Source organism: Plantibacter flavus, from assembly GCF_051487245.1.
Classification (GTDB): Bacteria; Actinomycetota; Actinomycetes; order Actinomycetales; family Microbacteriaceae; genus Plantibacter; species Plantibacter flavus_B.
Window position 1 is genome coordinate 41970 of sequence record NZ_JAHVDH010000008.1, and the last position, 16118, is coordinate 58087.

The 16118-nt window shown below is 64.0% G+C and carries 17 protein-coding genes; 9 read left to right on the forward strand and 8 right to left on the reverse strand.

What is annotated here, in order from left to right; all coding sequences use genetic code 11:
* The first annotated feature begins 44 nt into the window (after positions 1-44).
* Genes KXS11_RS18035 through KXS11_RS18045 form a run of 3 tightly spaced genes read left to right on the forward strand, consistent with a single transcriptional unit; the run spans position 45 to position 1959 of the window.
* Positions 45-317, forward strand: a complete 273-nt coding sequence (locus tag KXS11_RS18035) for a hypothetical protein (protein WP_430894025.1) — start codon at positions 45-47, stop codon at positions 315-317.
* Entirely contained in the window at positions 314-838 is a 525-nt protein-coding gene (locus KXS11_RS18040) for a hypothetical protein (RefSeq protein WP_437387075.1), read from the forward strand. The genes KXS11_RS18035 and KXS11_RS18040 overlap by 4 nt, the downstream gene beginning before the upstream one ends.
* Positions 835-1959 carry a hypothetical protein gene (locus KXS11_RS18045; protein ID WP_437387076.1) on the forward strand — a complete coding sequence of 375 codons (1125 nt, stop codon included), beginning with the start codon at positions 835-837 and terminating at the stop codon, positions 1957-1959. Before KXS11_RS18040 ends, KXS11_RS18045 begins: the two co-directional genes overlap by 4 nt.
* Positions 1960-2005: 46 nt before the next feature.
* Here the strand turns inward: KXS11_RS18045 and KXS11_RS18050 are convergent, their stop codons facing one another.
* From KXS11_RS18050 to KXS11_RS18065, 4 genes are all read right to left on the reverse strand, one after another.
* Positions 2006-3103 (reverse strand): hypothetical protein, encoded by a 1098-nt coding sequence (locus tag KXS11_RS18050; RefSeq protein ID WP_437387078.1) that lies wholly within the window; start codon positions 3101-3103, stop codon positions 2006-2008.
* Positions 3104-3169: 66 nt separating this feature from the next.
* A complete protein-coding gene (locus KXS11_RS18055; RefSeq protein ID WP_437387079.1) occupies positions 3170-3607 on the reverse strand; it encodes a hypothetical protein in 438 nt (145 codons plus the stop codon).
* Between the two features lie 11 nt (positions 3608-3618).
* Positions 3619-3828, reverse strand: a complete 210-nt coding sequence (locus tag KXS11_RS18060) for a type II toxin-antitoxin system HicA family toxin (protein ID WP_437387080.1) — start codon at positions 3826-3828, stop codon at positions 3619-3621.
* Between the two features lie 441 nt (positions 3829-4269).
* Entirely contained in the window at positions 4270-5547 is a 1278-nt protein-coding gene (locus KXS11_RS18065; RefSeq protein WP_437387081.1) for an integrase core domain-containing protein, read from the reverse strand.
* Positions 5548-6194: 647 nt separating this feature from the next.
* Here KXS11_RS18065 and KXS11_RS18070 point away from each other — a divergent pair.
* From KXS11_RS18070 to KXS11_RS18095, 6 genes are all read left to right on the forward strand, one after another.
* A complete protein-coding gene (locus KXS11_RS18070) occupies positions 6195-6788 on the forward strand; it encodes a DUF305 domain-containing protein (protein ID WP_236555604.1) in 594 nt (197 codons plus the stop codon).
* Positions 6789-7121: 333 nt separating this feature from the next.
* Positions 7122-7775: a M23 family metallopeptidase gene (locus tag KXS11_RS18075; protein ID WP_437387082.1), complete on the forward strand. Its 654-nt coding sequence runs from the start codon at positions 7122-7124 to the stop codon at positions 7773-7775.
* A complete protein-coding gene (locus tag KXS11_RS18080) occupies positions 7772-8998 on the forward strand; it encodes a M23 family metallopeptidase (protein WP_437387084.1) in 1227 nt (408 codons plus the stop codon). The genes KXS11_RS18075 and KXS11_RS18080 overlap by 4 nt, the downstream gene beginning before the upstream one ends.
* Before the next feature lie 40 nt (positions 8999-9038).
* Positions 9039-9938, forward strand: a complete 900-nt coding sequence (locus KXS11_RS18085) for a F510_1955 family glycosylhydrolase (RefSeq protein WP_437387085.1) — start codon at positions 9039-9041, stop codon at positions 9936-9938.
* Positions 9935-10537, forward strand: coding sequence for a TlpA family protein disulfide reductase (locus tag KXS11_RS18090; protein ID WP_437387086.1), 603 nt, complete (start codon positions 9935-9937; stop codon positions 10535-10537). Before KXS11_RS18085 ends, KXS11_RS18090 begins: the two co-directional genes overlap by 4 nt.
* A gap of 24 nt (positions 10538-10561) precedes the next feature.
* On the forward strand, positions 10562-11305 hold the full coding sequence (locus tag KXS11_RS18095) for a cytochrome c biogenesis CcdA family protein (RefSeq protein WP_437387088.1): 744 nt from the start codon (positions 10562-10564) through the stop codon (positions 11303-11305).
* Between the two features lie 27 nt (positions 11306-11332).
* Here KXS11_RS18095 and lnt read toward each other — a convergent pair whose 3' ends face one another.
* From lnt to lgt, 4 genes are all read right to left on the reverse strand, one after another.
* Positions 11333-12805, reverse strand: a complete 1473-nt coding sequence (gene lnt, locus KXS11_RS18100; protein ID WP_437387089.1) for an apolipoprotein N-acyltransferase — start codon at positions 12803-12805, stop codon at positions 11333-11335.
* Between the two features lie 49 nt (positions 12806-12854).
* A complete protein-coding gene (locus KXS11_RS18105; RefSeq protein ID WP_437387090.1) occupies positions 12855-14195 on the reverse strand; it encodes a multicopper oxidase family protein in 1341 nt (446 codons plus the stop codon).
* Positions 14196-14479: 284 nt separating this feature from the next.
* The gene (locus tag KXS11_RS18110; RefSeq protein ID WP_437387091.1) at positions 14480-14752 is read right to left on the reverse strand and encodes a hypothetical protein; all 273 of its coding nucleotides are present in this window, start codon (positions 14750-14752) and stop codon (positions 14480-14482) included.
* A gap of 22 nt (positions 14753-14774) precedes the next feature.
* Positions 14775-15686, reverse strand: a complete 912-nt coding sequence (gene lgt, locus KXS11_RS18115; RefSeq protein ID WP_437387092.1) for a prolipoprotein diacylglyceryl transferase — start codon at positions 15684-15686, stop codon at positions 14775-14777.
* Positions 15687-16118: the final 432 nt, after the last annotated feature.

Genomic DNA, 16118 nt, shown 5'->3' on the forward strand with positions numbered 1-16118 from the left:
ACGGATCTTTGCCTTGGTCTGTTGGTGCACGTACTCTGAGGTACATGACCAAATCAGTGCAGGAACTCGTCCACGAACAGGTTGCAGCGAAGATCGCTGCGGGAGAAGCATTGGAGGCCGCGGTCGCTGAGGTCGGCCGGGTGCAGGACGCACTCACTTCGGCCGAAGCTGAGGCGAGCAAGTACCGCAGGGCTGCACTCAAAGCTGGATGGACCGAAGCTGAGCTAAAGAGTCTTGGTCTTGCTCCGCGGCCGCGCACGCGCCGTCGCGCCGCACCGGCTCCGACCGCCGCCCCTGAGAGCGGAACGGGCGAGTGATCCGGGCAGCGCGTGCCGGGGGCGTCCTCGCGCTGCTCACCCTCGGAACCATCACTCTGACCGGGTGCGTCGGCGCAACGGAGCCCGACCCCACCCGCTCACCTTCCTCGACGCCGAACGCTTCGGGGAACCCCTTCGGCACCCCGGGTCCCGGGACGATCGCGCCGACCGGCGGGGCATCCGACGACGAAGCCGCACCGGACCCGAACGCGGCGACCGCCGCCTCCCGTGCGGCGTTCGATGCCCTCACCGCGTACTGCCGCCCGACGCTGCCAAAGTCGCAGTGGATCGCGGAGCTGTCGCCACTCCTGACCGCCCGCGGCGTCACCGCATACGAGACGGTGGACCCGGCCGTCGTGCCGTGCACGGCCGTCACCGGTGAACCTGCCGTGCGCGACGGCGACGACTCGTTCACGTTCCGCATCAACGTCCCCACCGATGCCGGCATGTACGAGGTGTACGTCACCCGCTCGTACACGACGGACCCATGGTTGGCCGAGCGAATGTCACCCGCCGAATGAACCAGCGCGGATTTGCCGGTGTCATCACCGCAGCGATCGCAGCGCCGGCCGCGCTCATCCTCGGCCTGGTGCTCGCCGTGGCGTCCCTCGGGAGCCCCGCGAACGCCTGCGCCGCAGCAACCGGCGTCGTAGACGCGACGAAGATTACCGCTGACGCGAGCGTCGCCGGCTTCTCCCAATCGCAGCTCGCGAACGCAGCCGCGATCGTCAACGCCGCATCCTCGCTGGGCCTCCCGCCGGCCGCACAGACCATCGGCGTGCAGGCCGCGATCGGGGAGTCCTCGCTCGTGAACATCGGCTACGGCGACGAGGGCGACGGTGTGACCAACCCCGACGGCTCCCCCACCTGTTCACTGGGCCTGTTCCAACAGCAATGGTGCCTCGGGTCCTGGGGCACCAAAGAACAAGTGATGGACCCCACCTATGCCGCGACGGCGTTCTACCAACGGCTCGTCGGCGTGGCCGGCTGGGAGGGCCTGGAACCGTCAGTCGCGATCAACGCCGTGCAGATCAACGCCGACCCGTACCACTACACGAAGTTCCGCGCCGCGGCCGTGGAAGTGACCGCGTACCTCGCAGAGCTTGGCGGTGGTTCCGCCGGCGGCGGGTGCAGCGTCTCAGGCGACGCCCAGCAGCTCGCGCAGGGCCTTCAAACGGCGATGGACAACGGCACGCTGACGTTGCTCGAATCGCGCTACGCAGAGCAGATCACGAACATGGCCAACGGGACGGCCGTCGAGGGCTGCAAGCTCGACGTCCGCACGTTGCAGTTCATCACCCTGGCACTCGACAAGTTCGGCAGCATCGGCCTGTCCGACCTCAACAGACAGTGCACCGGCTCGCTGCTTGGTGCCGGTGAAGGATCGTCCCACTGGGTCAAGGGCGGCGGGATGGGCGTGGACTTCACCGTCGTAAGCGGGACAGCCCTCGACGGTCGCAACTCTGAGAGCCTCGCGCTCATCGACCTGTTGTCGTCGGTCGCGCCGGACGGAACACGAGTCGGACAGATCCAGTGCCGCAGCGGGCAGGCCTGGCCCCACCTGACCGAAATCGAGGACTCGTGCAACCACGTGCACATCGACTTCGCCTACACCGATCAACCACTCAACATCACAAGCTGAGGGGCACGTTCATCCGCCTGCGACGCAAGCCCTGTGGACCACACATCTACACTCCTGGTTCTTCATGAAGAATCCCGTCGGGAGTGTTGACAGATCCGCCTGTTTTGAGCGTCATGACTCCATAGGCCAGAGTCCCGTGCGCGCTGATCGTCGCGCCTTCCAGTGACACGTGACCGTCGGCGCAGACCGTCGTGCCGCTGATAGTCACGACTGCGCCGTCTTTGACCTCCAGGTCTCGGAGTTCCACGTACCCCCCAACGATCTTCAAGTTTTCAAGATCCACGAATCCGCTGACCGTCATGTCCCTGAAAGCCAGGATCCCATCGTTGCTGATCGTGGCATTGTGGAGATCGAAGTATGCACCTTCGTCGATGTCGCAGTCCCGCAGATTGACCATGAAATCGATGTGTGAGCCGTCGAGATTGAGCGGTCGGTCGCACCAATTGGATGGATTTTCCGTCTTCAGGTGGTCTTTGATGACTGAGTAGCCAGCTTGTTTTACGGCGATCTCCTGGGGCGTTGTGCGCTGAGCCTCTCGTCGCTCAGTAGGGTCGAGCTGCGCGTGTTCCTCTTCGGTCAGTGGAAGGAGCATGTCGTCAGAACGGGGGGCTCGCAGGTATCCGGTGAGCACCTCAATACACACCTGAACCTCGTCTCGCTTGCCGAATGCAGTCCAATCATCAGCGAGAGCGCCGAGTGCGAAGATTGCCGCTTGACGATTGACCGGCGATGGATCGCTTAGAAGATTCACTGTGGTGACGAAGCGATCCCGCAGTGCGCGTTCTGTTTCCGTGCGGCGTTGAATTTCTGCTTCTTGACGCCGCGACTGTTCACGCTCCTGGTCGTTGCGCAGACGTACACGATCGCGCGCTGCCGCTTCAAGCTCCTGGCGGTGACGAGAGAGACTGAGCCCGACACCGACGAGGGCAATCGTGCCTCCGAGGGCGAACAGGACCGCATTCGTTGCAGGGCCGAGGAACGCGGCTCGCTCCTTCGAGGAGAGGTCCGGGAACCAATTCGCCAACAGTTGGTCGGGGACTGTCACTAGCGCGACGCCCCCGACGATGACGTAGAGAATCACGCCGAGGGTGACGTACAAGCCAAACTGCTTCCACAGTGGTGGCGTTTCGCCGCGCTGGGTCATGTTCCTACGATCCCAGCAGCCGCGCCACGAGGTCGTGGCCGTCTCGGAGCTCGACGACGCTCACACTCACGCTGATTCCTTCATGAGACGGGTTGAGGGGCCGGCGAGCTGCTGAACGCGCTGGTAGCTCACGCCGAGAATGGCGCCGGCCGCTTCCATCGGGTAGCCCTCTTCGCGGAGCTTGCGTGCCGCCTCACGGCGCAGGGTGTCGGCGCGCTCAATCGCCGCTTTGCCGGCCGCGTTGGCGTCGTTGCTCTCGGTGACGAGCTGGACGATCGCGCTGGGCGCTTCGACCGTAACCGTCACCTCGAGTTCTGTGGGTTCGATGTCGAGCCACACCGCGGCGAGATCCGAAGCCGCCTTCTTGACGCCTCGAAAGGTGAGCGCGGAGCCGGTGGCGATGATCGTTGCGCCACTGGGCGCGGCCGAGGTGAGTTCCGGGATCGTGATCGTCCAGGTGCCGTCCTCGTCGCGGGTGGCGTGCGCTGTGAGCTGCATTGTCATGGCCATTCCTCTCAGTTCCAGTTGCTCGGGGTGTTGTTGAAGGCATCCTGCACCTGTCGGACGATGCCGACCTTGACTGTGTCGCCGTGGACGGGGATCGAGATTTTCGAGGTGCCGTCCGCCGAGGACCAGATGTGATGGCTTCCCCGCGTTCGGATGTGCTCCCACCCCTGCGCGCGGAGGAACTTGCTCACGTCCCGGTACTTCTGCGGCTTCGTCATGACTCTATACTAGCAGCACTTGTGTTGACGATACAAGTTGCATTTGTAGTTTATTGGCGACGCTTAGTCACAGCTGACCGCCACACCCATGCCTCCTGGAACCCGCCGCCGAGAATTGGGAATCGGACCAGCACGGCGCGCTCGTTGAATGCCACCGCCTCTCCCTCGACCTGGACGGCACTCTCGGGATATCGAACCCAAGCGAGCACCTTTTCAGGGCGCTCGGGCAGCTCCACGCCGGCCCCGGAAGCCTGGCGCTCCTGTTCAGTGAGCGAGACGGGGCGCGGGCGCGTCACGGCCGCGTTCACGGCCTCCCGCGACACGTCCGAGCCGTAGCGACGATTGCCTCCCATGGAACAAGATTAGAACACATGTTCGAATGCGCTCGAGGTGCCCATCGTTACGCTGTGATGTCTCAGGACATCGGTGGCAGTTGATCTATCAGGACATCGGTGACGGTTCGGTCTTCCTGGGCCTCGGGCCGCGAGGGCGGCCGTTGCCTACGTAGGTCACGCCGGCCGCTGGGCGGGTGTGTTCGATGAGGATTTCGCCGTCGAGGTTTGAGACGGCGATCTTGTCACCGTCGACGATGACCAGCACCTGCTGGAGTCGATACTGTCCGCCGACGATGTAGATGACTCTTGCGAGGGTGAAGGTGCCTGCGCTGTTTAGTTTCCTGAGGGTGATGTCTGCGGGCAGATCGGCCGGTGCCGGGACAGGCCGGATGGCTCGGCTGGCTGTCCGGGCGAAGAGCTGTGGCGCGGGGTTGGGGCGGGGAGGCTCAGCCTTCGAAGTGGCATTCCAGGCGGTCTCGGGGGTGACTCGACCGGGGAGTCCTTGGTGCGGTCGCTCGGTGTTGTAGATCTGGTCGAACGCGTCGACTTGGGCCTGCAGGGTCGTCAGGGTGTCGGCGAGTGGCTGTTTATCGAGGTAGCGGAACAAGGTCTGATGGAAGCGTTCGTTCTTACCCTGCGTGGTTGGCTTGTAGGGCTTGCCTGTGATCGCCTCGGTGCCGAGCGCCGAAACATGGGTCACGAGTTGCCCGGGGAATCCGCGACGTGAGGGATTCAGTGCGACCCCGTTGTCGGACAGGAGCCGTTGAGGAACCCCATTGGCGGCGACCGCCTTGTCAAAGACCGTGATAGCCGCCTCAGCGGTCTCGCCCCAGGCGACATGGGACGCGACCGCGTAGCGGGAGTGATCGTCGATGAGCTGGAAGATCACGCATTTGCGCCCACCGATGAGGACGTACTCGGTGGCGTCGAGCTGCCAACATGCGTTCGGCGCCGGATAGACGAAGCGCCGCCATGCTGATCGGGGTTTCTTCTTCGGCTCCAGCCTGGCCACACCGGCCTCGCGGAAAATCCGGGCCAGCGAGGCAATCGACGGCACCGCCTCAAACCCCATCGTCCGCATCTTGTCGTGCACGCTGATCGGCCCGTGGTCCAGCCCAGAGGCCTCGAGTGAAGCACGCACCTGAACGGAACGCGCTTTGATCTCGTCGGGTATCTGTGACGGGCTTGCTCTCGGTCGCCTGGTCCTGGGTTCAAGCACCGCGGCCGGACCCTCATCGCGGGCACGCTTTCGAAGTTGGTAGAAGGACTTGCGAGAAATGCCATGCTCGGCACAGAACGTCGAGACGGCACCACGCGGTGCGTCGCTGGGCCATTGCGCGATCGCGAGACGGACACGAGGATCGATAGGTTCGTTGGGAGTCACCACTCGAGCCTTCACGGGTGAATACGGTCGCGCAGGTGGTGGCAGATGCTCCGTCATCAGCGATTGCCGTCTTGCCCCGGCCCCGACCAGGTGCGGGTGTGGGTGAGGTCAGAGTCAGAGCACTCTCAGCGAGGAACGGCACCCCTTCGGGTACTCTGTGGGGGTATATGTCCGACTGCGTGACTGTGGAGGTGAAATGGTCCCGACTTCGCGAACGCCTGTTCGTCCGATGCCTTCCCCGCGTCTGAGGTCGATGCTGTTCTCTCTCGTCGCGCTTGCAGCGCTCCTCATTGGCGTGTTTGTCATGCACGCCGGGAGCCCGAGCGCGAGTGCTGCTCCGATGACTGCATCGGCTCACTCCACACACGCCGACACCCATGCCCCGGCTCCGGCCGCAACGGCAGCGGATCAGGCGCACACGAGTTGGACGGATTGCGGTGAGGGTTGCGCGCTGGATTGTGCGTTCATGGCGATGATGTGCGTCCTCCTGCTGACGCTCGCGAGCCTGCTACTGCTTGCCACGTCCCCGGCGACCTTCCGTCAGCTGCTCGAGTCCGGCCGGCGGTCCCTGACGTTCCTCGCAGACACTGCGATCCCCGCGCTACGGCCCGATTTCTTATTCCCAGCTCAAACGAACGGATAACACGATGTTCAAGGCACGTTCCTACCTTCTCGCAACCGCAGCACTCACCACCGCTCTCGTCCTCGCCGGCTGCTCCGGCGGCGGTATGGGCGGCATGGACATGGGGTCATCGAGCTCGTCCGACAGCTCTGACGCTTCGGCAACGTCGAACAACGCGGACGTCATGTTCGCGCAGATGATGATCCCTCACCACGAGCAGGCGGTGGAGATGAGCGACGTCATTCTCGCCAAGGACGGCATCGATGATCGAGTCGTCGCGCTTGCTACGCAGATCAAGGACGCTCAAGAGCCCGAAATCACCCAACTGAAGGAGTGGTTGGGCGAGTGGGGCGCCGAGGAGAGCGCGTCGGACATGGATCACAACATGGACGGCATGATGTCAGACGACGATATGCAGGCGCTCGAGGCAGCCACCGGTGCCGAGGCAAGCAAGCTGTTCCTGGAACAGATGGTCAAGCACCACACGGGAGCGATCGACATGGCACAGACCGAGATCGCTGACGGGAAGAACGCCGATGCGAAAGCGATGGCTGAGACCATCGTTTCCACCCAGACCGACGAGATCACAACGATGCAGGATCTGCTCGCCACGCTCTAACCGTCCCTCCAGGCACGCCGATCCGCCGGCGGGCGCGCAACTGTGTTCGCGCGCCCGCCGGCACCCAGCAGAGCGGCTGCACGCTGTCCAAGCGAGCCTGGATGAAGCTATCTCGAAGGAAGCATCATCGACGACCTCACCCGTGAACCGTTTCCCACCCGCCGATCTCTCAGAGCCGAACGCGAAGCCGGCCACAGAGACACACCACCACCGCCCCCTCAGCCCTTCCCGCACTCTCGCCGACAAGCTCGAAGGCCCCAGCCCCAACCGGCCCCCCAGGTGCAGGCCACGCGTGCCCGCACCAGCGGACGACGCGGCGCCGGTGCAGCGGCCATGACGTTCGTCGTGTTGATGACGGCATCCATCTCGCTCCCCGCGTTCGCCACGCCGAGCGAATCCGACACCAACGCCTCGGCCGCACCGGCCGGGGACGCGCAGAGCCTCGCGGTCGGGCATGTCAATGCCACCGAGCTGCTGCGTGACGGGTACACGGTCGAGCTCGGGCCGACGACAGCGTCGTATGCGCAAACGGCGAGCACGTACACGAACTACCCGGGCGCGATCCAGTGGCCCTTCCTCGTCGGGGTGCCCATCAGCACCGACTACGGGCCCCGGGTGGCCCCGTGTTCGGGTTGCTCGACGTTCCACAAGGGCATCGACATGAACCCCGGCGTTGGGTCCCCGATCCAAGCGGTCGCCGACGGCATTGTCCGAGAGGTCTCACCGACCGACAATGGCGGGCTGGGCGTGTACGTCGTCATCGACCACACCATCGATGGGCAGCTCGTCAGCAGCGTCTACGCCCACATGCTCGAGGGGTCGGCTGCGGTGGAGGTCGGACAGCCCGTCAAGGTGGGACAGCTCGTCGGCAACGTCGGCAACACCGGGCAGAGCACCGGCCCACACCTGCACTTCGAAATCCTGCTCGACGGCACCACCCCCACCGACCCGTTCGCCTGGCTCACTGAACGGGTCAAAGCATCATGACCGGTCGAACGTCCCGGTCCCGAACGTTCTCTGCCAGTGTCGCGGTACTCGCTCTCGCCCTGATCCTCGGAACGGCGCAGACCGCAGCGGCTGAGGAGTATCCGAGCTGGTCCGATGTGGAAAGCGCGCGAGGGAATGAAGCTGCCGCACAGGCGAAGATCGTGCAGATCCAAGCGCTCATTGACGGGATCACGGCTGAAGTCGGTGCCGCGCAAGACCTCGCTACGCTCCGGGCGGCGGAGTATGAGACGGCGCAGACGGCGTTCGACGAGGGCACGTACCGGGCCGCGAGCTTGCAGGCACAAGCCGACGCCGCGTCGCAACAAGCCGCAGCCTCAGCAACACAGGCCGGCCGTCTCGCCGTGAGCCTCAGCCGTACCGGCGCATCCGACCTCTCGTTGTCACTCATTCTGGAAGGTGACAACGCCGCCGACCTGCTCGGGAAGCTCAGCAGCATGAGCAAGCTCAGCGAACGCACCAACCAGATCTACGACAACGCGACCCGGGATCGCAACGCTTCCACCGCTATCACCGCGCAAGCGATCATCGCACGTGATGCCCTCAGCGATCTCGCCATAGAAGCAGAGACTGCCCTTACGGAGGCGACCGCTGCCGCAGCCGCGCTGACCGCCTCACTCGCGCAACAGCAACAGAACGCTGCCACCCTCGCCGCCCAGCTCAGCGTCCTGACGGAGGACCGAGCGGCAACCGAAGCGGACTACGCCAAGGGTGAGGCGGCACGCCGAGCTGCGGAAGCCGCCGCTGCCGCTGCAGGGGCCGCGGGCCCGTCGCTGGACTCCGGCCAGCTCAGCGACCAGGGGTGGGCGTTGCCGGTCGCCGGTTGGATCAGTGATCGGTTCGGACCGCGCCCCGAGAAACCCGTCGCCGGGGTCAGTGACTTCCACTCCGGCACGGACCTCGCCGCAGGCTGCGGCCGTGGCGTCTATGCCGCCACGGGTGGAACCGTCATCTACGCGGGCTGGTTGGGAAGCTACGGCAACTGGGTGCTCATCGACCACGGCAACGGTGTCCAGACCGGGTATGCCCACAACAGCACCATCCTTGTCCGCGAAGGCCAAACCGTGGCGGCCGGCGCGAACATCAGCCTCGTCGGCACCACCGGGGCCTCCAGCGGCTGCCACCTGCACTTCGAGGTCCGTGTTGACGGAGCCCGCATCGACCCACAACCGTTCATGAGCGCCCGAGGAGTCCAGCTTGGCTAAGCCACCAACACATCGAATCACTCTCACCTCTATCGCCGCGGTGCTGCTGCTCGCCGGCCTGGCCGGCTGCACCGCAGCGAGCTCTGCGCCCGAATCGGCCCCGGACTTCGGGCACGTACACGGGCTGGCCGCCGATCCGAGCACCGGCCAAACGTATGCGGCAACCCACAACGGCGTCTGGCTGCTCCCCACTGGGGCGCTTCCTGACACCTACCTCTTCGGCGTCGGCCGCAGCGACATCACGAGCCCGACCCAGGTGGCCGGCAGAGCACAGGACACGATGGGATTCACTCTCGCCGACCCCGGACTGCTCTACGCCTCAGGACACCCAGACCCGGCAGAGCAGCCGGAGCTGAACCCGCCGAACCTCGGCCTCATCGCAAGCGACGACGGTGCTGAAACCTGGCAGACGATCTCCTTGCGCGGTGAAACCGACTTCCACGACCTCGACGTCGCCACCCAGGCCGACGGCACCCAGATCATCTACGGATACGACGCCACCACCAGCACCATTCGCCGCAGCGTCGATGACGGGCGCAACTGGACCACTGGTGCCCAGCTCGAGCTGCGCGACCTCGCGGCCGACACCATCGACCCTCAGCGACTCTATGCCACCACGGCTGCCGGGTTGATGGAGAGCCGAAACGGCGGGGACAGTTTCGAGCCGGTCAGCGACGCCCCGGCGCTGCTGCTGGTCACGGCAACCGGACAGGGCGGCCTGCTTGGCGTTGATACCAGTGGGCAGATCTGGACTGCGGCGGCCGCAGACGGCGTCTGGACCGGCTCCGGGCGCACCACCGGGACACCAGAAGCCATTGGTTGGGTGCCGGGCGAACCCGGATGGCTGCTCATCGCCGACGATCGCGGCATCACCGCGAGCAACGACCTCGGCATCACCACCGTGACCATGGTCCCCAGCAGCAGTGGAGCACAAGAATGAGCATCCCCACCCGTCGGACGCGCATCGGTGTCGTCACCGTGCTCCTTGCGGTGCTGCTGGCTGGTTGTGCCAACGACCCGCTTGCGGCGCAATATCGCGCGGGTAGCGGCAAGAACTACATCGGTGGCGACGGCACCATCACCGAGATCGCCGCGAAGAACCGGGGCAAGCCGATCAGCTTCGCGGGCGAGCTGGAAACCGGAGCACCCACAGCTTCAACCGACTACCTGGGCAACGTCCTGGTCGTGAACTTCTGGTACGCCGGCTGCGCTCCGTGCCGGGCGGAAGCGGACGATCTCCAGGCAGTCTGGGAGAAGTACCAGGGCGAGGGCGTCGCGTTCCTCGGCGTCAACGTCCGCGACCAAGTCGACACCGCCCTCACCTTCGCCACAAGCTACGGAATTACCTACCCGTCGGCGATCGATGTGAACGACGGCAACTTCAAGATCGCGTTCACCGGCGAGGTCGCAGCCAATGCCGTTCCCACCACACTCGTCCTCGACAGGCAGGGGCGGGTTGCTGCACGCATCCTGGGCGAGATCAGCGACGACAGCATCCTCGACGCCATCGTCGCCACCGTCCTCAGCGAGCCCGAATGAGCGGGCGTCCGCGGGGGCATCGTCATGGGTGAGACGTTCATCAGCATCGTCCTCAACGGACAACTCATCCTCGCCGCCCCGATCGCTCTCGCGGCCGGAATCGTCTCGTTCGCATCCCCGTGCGTGCTGCCGTTGGTCCCCGGATATCTCGGCTACATCGGCGGCATGACCAGCCAGAACAGTGCCAGACCACGGACTCGGTTGCTCCTCGGCGTGGGACTGTTCGTCCTCGGGTTCGCCGTGATCTTTGTCACCTACGGTGCGCTGTTCGGGGCCGCTGGTTCCTGGCTGATCCGCTGGCAGGACCTGGTCACCCGCCTGCTCGGCATCCTCGTCGTGCTGATGGGTCTCGCGTTCATCGGAGGGATCCCCTTCCTCCAGCGCACCCTCAAACTCCCCACCAGCCCGACCGTCGGCCTGGCCGGAGCACCGTTACTCGGCATCGTCTTCGGGCTCGGCTGGACACCCTGCCTCGGTCCGACCCTCACCGCGATCTCGCTCCTCAGCCTGAACAGTGGATCGGTGCTGCGCGGTGCGCTCCTAGGACTGATCTACTGCGCCGGGCTTGGTATCCCGTTCCTCCTCATCGCACTCGGGCTGAACTGGATGACCGCTGCCGTGGCGTTTCTCCGACGCCACATCCAAGCCATCAACATCGCCGGCGGGGTGATGCTGATCGTGATCGGCGTGCTGATGATCTCCGGCCTGTGGACCGCGTGGATCTACTCCCTGCAGGCCCTCATCGGAGGATTCGTGCTCCCCATCTGACGGCATGGCAGCGCGGACGATTTACGCCTACTCGCTCATGGACGGTGTGCGGCGTAGTCGTGTGATCACGCCGGTGAGCACAAGCCCAGCCAACCCGATCAGAGTGGGAATCGCATCGAATCGTCCGCCGGCTGCCGTCGCGGGGGTGACGGTGTCGCTCAATGGAACGTTCGCGAGCATGGTGCCTGGCTGAAATGTCGGCAGTTGCGTCATTGTACGGCCCGAGGGATCGATGATCGCGGAGACGCCGACCGTCGAAACATTCACCACGCTACGTCCCGTCTCGATCGCTCGGATTCGAGCGATCGCGAGCTGTTGGATGCTCTGATCCGAACGTCCGAAATCGGCGTTGTTCGTGGGAGAAATGATGATCTGAGCCCCGTCCGCCATCATCTGCCGGATCAGCGCATCGTCGACGATGTCGAAACAGATCGCGAGGCCGGCTCGCAGATTCGCGACGGTGAAGATGTTGTCGCGGCTGCCTCTGGTGAAGTCCCGGGGAATGAGAGAGAACAGTTCTGGTGCTAAAGGGGTCCAGAATTCCCGGTCCGGCAGGTATTCAGCGAACGGGACCGGGTGCAGCTTGTCATACTGGTCGACAGCACCACCTTCGCCGTCCCACAGCAGCAGGCTGTTGAAGTCGTCGGTGCCAGATTGGGTCAATGTTCCGGTGATCAGCGGAGCTCCGAGTTGTTCGCTGATGCGAGTGAGCGCACGAGCTGCAGGGTTGTTGCGGAGTGGATCGATGTCCGATGCGTTTTCCGGCCAAACAACCACATCCGCGTCCTGGCCGACAAGTGGTTCGGAGGCGGCAATGTGGTTGTCGAGTATCTCGCCCGGCGCTGGTCTGGAAAACAGGCCGGCGTCGGCATTGCCTTGTACGGCGCCAACGCGCAGCGTCCCGTTGGTGACTACCGGGAAGCTGGGCACGCTGACAACGACCGTCAATGCCACGGCCGCTATCCCCACATTGCGCGGTAGCGACACCGGCCGCGTGTGTCGGGCAAACTGAGCGAACATCGCGCTCATGGCGGCCATGATGAATGACAGCCCGGTCGCTCCGACCCAGGAGGCAAGGTCCCCGAACGGACTTTCCGATTGCGAGAATGCGAGACGACCCCAGGAGAAGCCGCCGTAGGGCCATGTGCTCGTGACCGTCTCGCGGGCGACCCAGAGCCCACCGATGATGGCTGGTGCAATGAGGTAGCGCAACCACCAGTGGTTGCCCGCCCGGTCGGTGAATCGCCAGGCGAGTGCGATCAGGGTGCAGAAGAGACCGAAAAACAGGGTCTGCAACATCACGAGCGCAGCCCACGGCGCGGGCCCGAGGTATACCGTCAGCCAGAAGATATGCATTCCCCAGAACACGGCCCCTGCACCGGCCCCCACGAGGAGTGCGCTTTTCACTGAACGTCCGACGAGTGAAAGCAGAATCAGCGGTGTGCCGATCCACGCCAAGGGCCACCATCCGAGCGAGGGGAACGCTAGTGCGTTGAGCATCCCACCCAGCAGCGTTACCGGGACAGCCCAGTGCAGGGGTAGCGAGCGCTTAGTCGAGGTATGCAAGGACACCCATCATTCCGGCTTCGCCGTGGTACAGGTTGTGGCAGTGGGTCAGCCATCGTCCTGGATTGTTGGCATCGAAATGCACTGTGAGTGTGCGGTTGGGGAGCACAATCGAGGTGTCTTTTCGGGCACCGCCGCGAGCGAGCTGGAATGTGTGCCCGTGGAGGTGCATGGGATGCCACATCGTGGTCGTGTTCACAAACTTCACAGCCACCCGTTCGCCGCTCGATACGGAGTAGGGCTTAGCCATCGGATCACTGAGGTCGAAGGAGTTGTAGTCCATGGACCAGTCGTACTGTTTCATTCCACCGCGCAGCCGGACCGTGATCTCGCGATCCACCGGCCGGTTGGGGAGCTGGGCGCTGTCGACAGCGACGAGCTGATCGGCGGTGAGTACTCGCCCCGTGAGCTCTGGGGTGTTGACGTCGGGAGGCGGCGAGGCGCCCGCGGCAGTTCTGACGATCGCGACCGCTCTGTCCTGCTTGCCTTCCGCCTCGGCGATCAGCGCAAACGCGCCATCGCTTAGAGTGACGATGAAATCGTAGCGCTCACCCATTCCTACCAGGATGGCATCGGTCGTGGTCGGAGTGACCGGGAACCCGTCCGTGTGTGTGACGGTTAATTCGTGACCGGTTAGTGCGATCCGAAACGCAGTGTCAGATCCAGCATTGATGAGGCGTACTCGGACTCGGCGTCCGGGGGAGGACTGGTAAGTCTCTGGATCCCCGGAGGGGCGGCCATTGATGAGGTAGTGCGGGTAGTACACATCTCCCGCGTCGCCGCCGAGTGCGTCTGAAGTTGCACCCATTAACGTGTTTCCCATACGCATGGGCCCATCGCTCATCCCGCTCATGCTCCCCATGCCTTGGGACAGTTCGTCGAACACTTGCGGTGGCGTTGTCGTCACACCGTCAAGCCAGTCGTCAACGATGACAACCCATTCCTCGTCGTATGCGAGGGGTTCGTTGGGATCTTCAACAATCAGCGCCCCGTACAGACCGCGGTCGAGCTGGGTTCCCACATGTGAGTGGAACCAGTAGGTGCCAGGGTCGGGTGCTGTGAAGTGGTAGTCGAATGCTGCTCCGGGCGCGACCGGGGCCTGGGTGAGGTTGGGGACACCGTCCATGTCGTTGCGCAGCGCCAAGCCGTGCCAATGAATGGTGGTGGGATCCGGTAACTCGTTGGTGAGCGTGGCCTCGAGAGCGTCGCCTTGTCGAAGACGAATAGCGGGGGCCGGGAGGGACCCGTAGGCCCAGGTGGCAGCTGGAGTCCCAGCAAGGTCGACAGTGGTGGCCGCTGCCTTCAACGCAACCTTCGTCAACATGCCAGTCGCCTGTCTGGCCGCCTCGACGTCTCGAACAGCCGATGATGTTGGCGACAGAAAGCGTGGCGCGGGAGCACATCCCGCAAGCGCCAGAACTGCGGCTCCTGAGAGCCCAGCCCGGAGGAGGGTACGTCGTGATAAGCCCGCTGGAGGCTCGTTCGCGTTGAACATGACTTCTCGTTTTCTGATTGGCGGGTAAGAATGTGTTCTTTCCAGCCCGGCACCGAGCGGATGGTGCTGGCGGGGCGGGCTGCCAGGTGGATCACGTGTGACTGCGGTGGGGGCTATTTCTGGCCGGCGACGATGGCGCCGGCGATGAGGAACGCCGCAGCCATTGGGTAGCCCGCCGCGAGATCCAACCACCCGGGAGGTTGCTCAGGCCCAAATGCTCCGAGATGGGCGAGCCAATGACTGATGCCGATCAACGCTCCGATGACCATGAGCGCCTGGCCGGCGCGGAGGAAACGCTGTCGACGCCGGTATTTCCGACGGGCGAGGTCTTCTGCGTTGGCGGGTGCGTCATCAGATGAGGGGTGGCCGGCAGGATGCGGGGACATGAGGGGTCCAATCGGTGTGGGGTCAGGAATCAGTGGCTGGTCGACGAGCCGGGCCAGATACGGATTGCGTGACAGGGTCTGACGAGCGGATGCCACGATTGGGCAAGTAGGGACTCAGCTCGGGTTCTGGGTGACGTCGGCGTTGTACCAGTACCAGCGTCAGTCCGACCATCGCGATGAGCAGTGCGGTCAGCATGTTGATTTTTATGCCCGCGATGAGAAGTTCGGTGGGATCCAGGCGGAACGACTCAAACCACGCTCTGCCGACGCCGTAGATGATGAGATACAGCCCGAGCGCTTGTCCCCACCGCAGTGGTGTCCTTCGTTCGATTAGGAGGATGAGCGCGGCACCGGCGAGGTTCCAGAGAATTTCGTAGAGAAACAGCGGGTGAAATAGCGTGTTTGCGGGTAGATCTGCTGGAAATGCTGGCTGAGATGAGTCGATCTGCAGTCCCCACGGGAGCGTGGTGGGGGTTCCGAACAACTCTTGGTTGAAGTAGTTCCCGAGCCGTCCGAATGCTTGCGCGAGGAGCATCCCAGGAGCGAGGGCGTCCGCAAACGACAGGAATCTGATCCCAGAGCGGCGGCAGGCTATGAAGATGCCGATGCTACCGACGATGACGGCACCGAAGATTGCCAGCCCGCCCTCCCAAACATAGAGCGTCCTCCACAGGTTTGCTCCTGGATAGAAGTAGTCGCCAGGATGGGTGATGACGTGGTAAAAGCGTCCACCAATGATGCCGAAGGGTACGGCCCACAGCGCAATATCAAGGACGATGCCCGGGCTTGCGCCCCTGCGCGTTAACCGTCGCGCGGTGAGAGCGATGGCAATGACGATTCCGCTGATGATGAATAGCGCGTAGAAGTGGATCTGGAACGGTCCGAGCTGCAGGTAACTGATATCGGGACTTGGGATGCTGATGGGAAACCGCATGGAGGAAACACCTTGTGTCGAAGAAATGAGAATCACAATGGTTCGCGCCGTGACGCGGAGCGAAGAGAAGGCGGCCAACAACGGGCAGACACACCACTGGTGCCGTGACGGTCGGGTTGTGCGCGACAGGCCTTGAGCCGCAGGTCGACCACGTCAATCAGCAGCGCGACCACAGGCACCGGGCAGGCAAGCTTCGATCCACGAGCGCTCGAAATATCGGCCTACGGCGTTATTGACTCGGGTCGAAACGACTCGCGCAGCTCAGGTTCGACTGATGGAYAASACGACCAGGTTCGGCCGTAGCGCGGGGATCGCAGTGTCTGCGAGGAACGTCAGGGACCGCCGGCCGGACTCGAGCAGCTGACGGAAGGTCGCCGGGGACGTGGCAAGCAGTAGCAGGCTCGCGAGCGTCAGCAGGAGGACGCACATCAT

Coding starts and splice junctions, on each gene's coding strand:
- KXS11_RS18035 (WP_430894025.1), top strand. CDS start 45: ATGACCAAATCAGTGCAGGAACTCGTCCACGAACAGGTTGCAGCGAAG.
- KXS11_RS18045 (WP_437387076.1), top strand. CDS start 835: ATGAACCAGCGCGGATTTGCCGGTGTCATCACCGCAGCGATCGCAGCG.
- KXS11_RS18050 (WP_437387078.1), bottom strand. CDS start 3,103: ATGACCCAGCGCGGCGAAACGCCACCACTGTGGAAGCAGTTTGGCTTG.
- KXS11_RS18055 (WP_437387079.1), bottom strand. CDS start 3,607: ATGACAATGCAGCTCACAGCGCACGCCACCCGCGACGAGGACGGCACC.
- KXS11_RS18060 (WP_437387080.1), bottom strand. CDS start 3,828: ATGACGAAGCCGCAGAAGTACCGGGACGTGAGCAAGTTCCTCCGCGCG.
- KXS11_RS18070 (WP_236555604.1), top strand. CDS start 6,195: ATGTTCAAGGCACGTTCCTACCTTCTCGCAACCGCAGCACTCACCACC.
- KXS11_RS18075 (WP_437387082.1), top strand. CDS start 7,122: ATGACGTTCGTCGTGTTGATGACGGCATCCATCTCGCTCCCCGCGTTC.
- KXS11_RS18080 (WP_437387084.1), top strand. CDS start 7,772: ATGACCGGTCGAACGTCCCGGTCCCGAACGTTCTCTGCCAGTGTCGCG.
- KXS11_RS18090 (WP_437387086.1), top strand. CDS start 9,935: ATGAGCATCCCCACCCGTCGGACGCGCATCGGTGTCGTCACCGTGCTC.
- KXS11_RS18095 (WP_437387088.1), top strand. CDS start 10,562: ATGGGTGAGACGTTCATCAGCATCGTCCTCAACGGACAACTCATCCTC.
- lnt (WP_437387089.1), bottom strand. CDS start 12,805: ATGCTCAACGCACTAGCGTTCCCCTCGCTCGGATGGTGGCCCTTGGCG.
- KXS11_RS18105 (WP_437387090.1), bottom strand. CDS start 14,195: ATGTTGACGAAGGTTGCGTTGAAGGCAGCGGCCACCACTGTCGACCTT.
- KXS11_RS18110 (WP_437387091.1), bottom strand. CDS start 14,752: ATGTCCCCGCATCCTGCCGGCCACCCCTCATCTGATGACGCACCCGCC.
- lgt (WP_437387092.1), bottom strand. CDS start 15,686: ATGCGGTTTCCCATCAGCATCCCAAGTCCCGATATCAGTTACCTGCAG.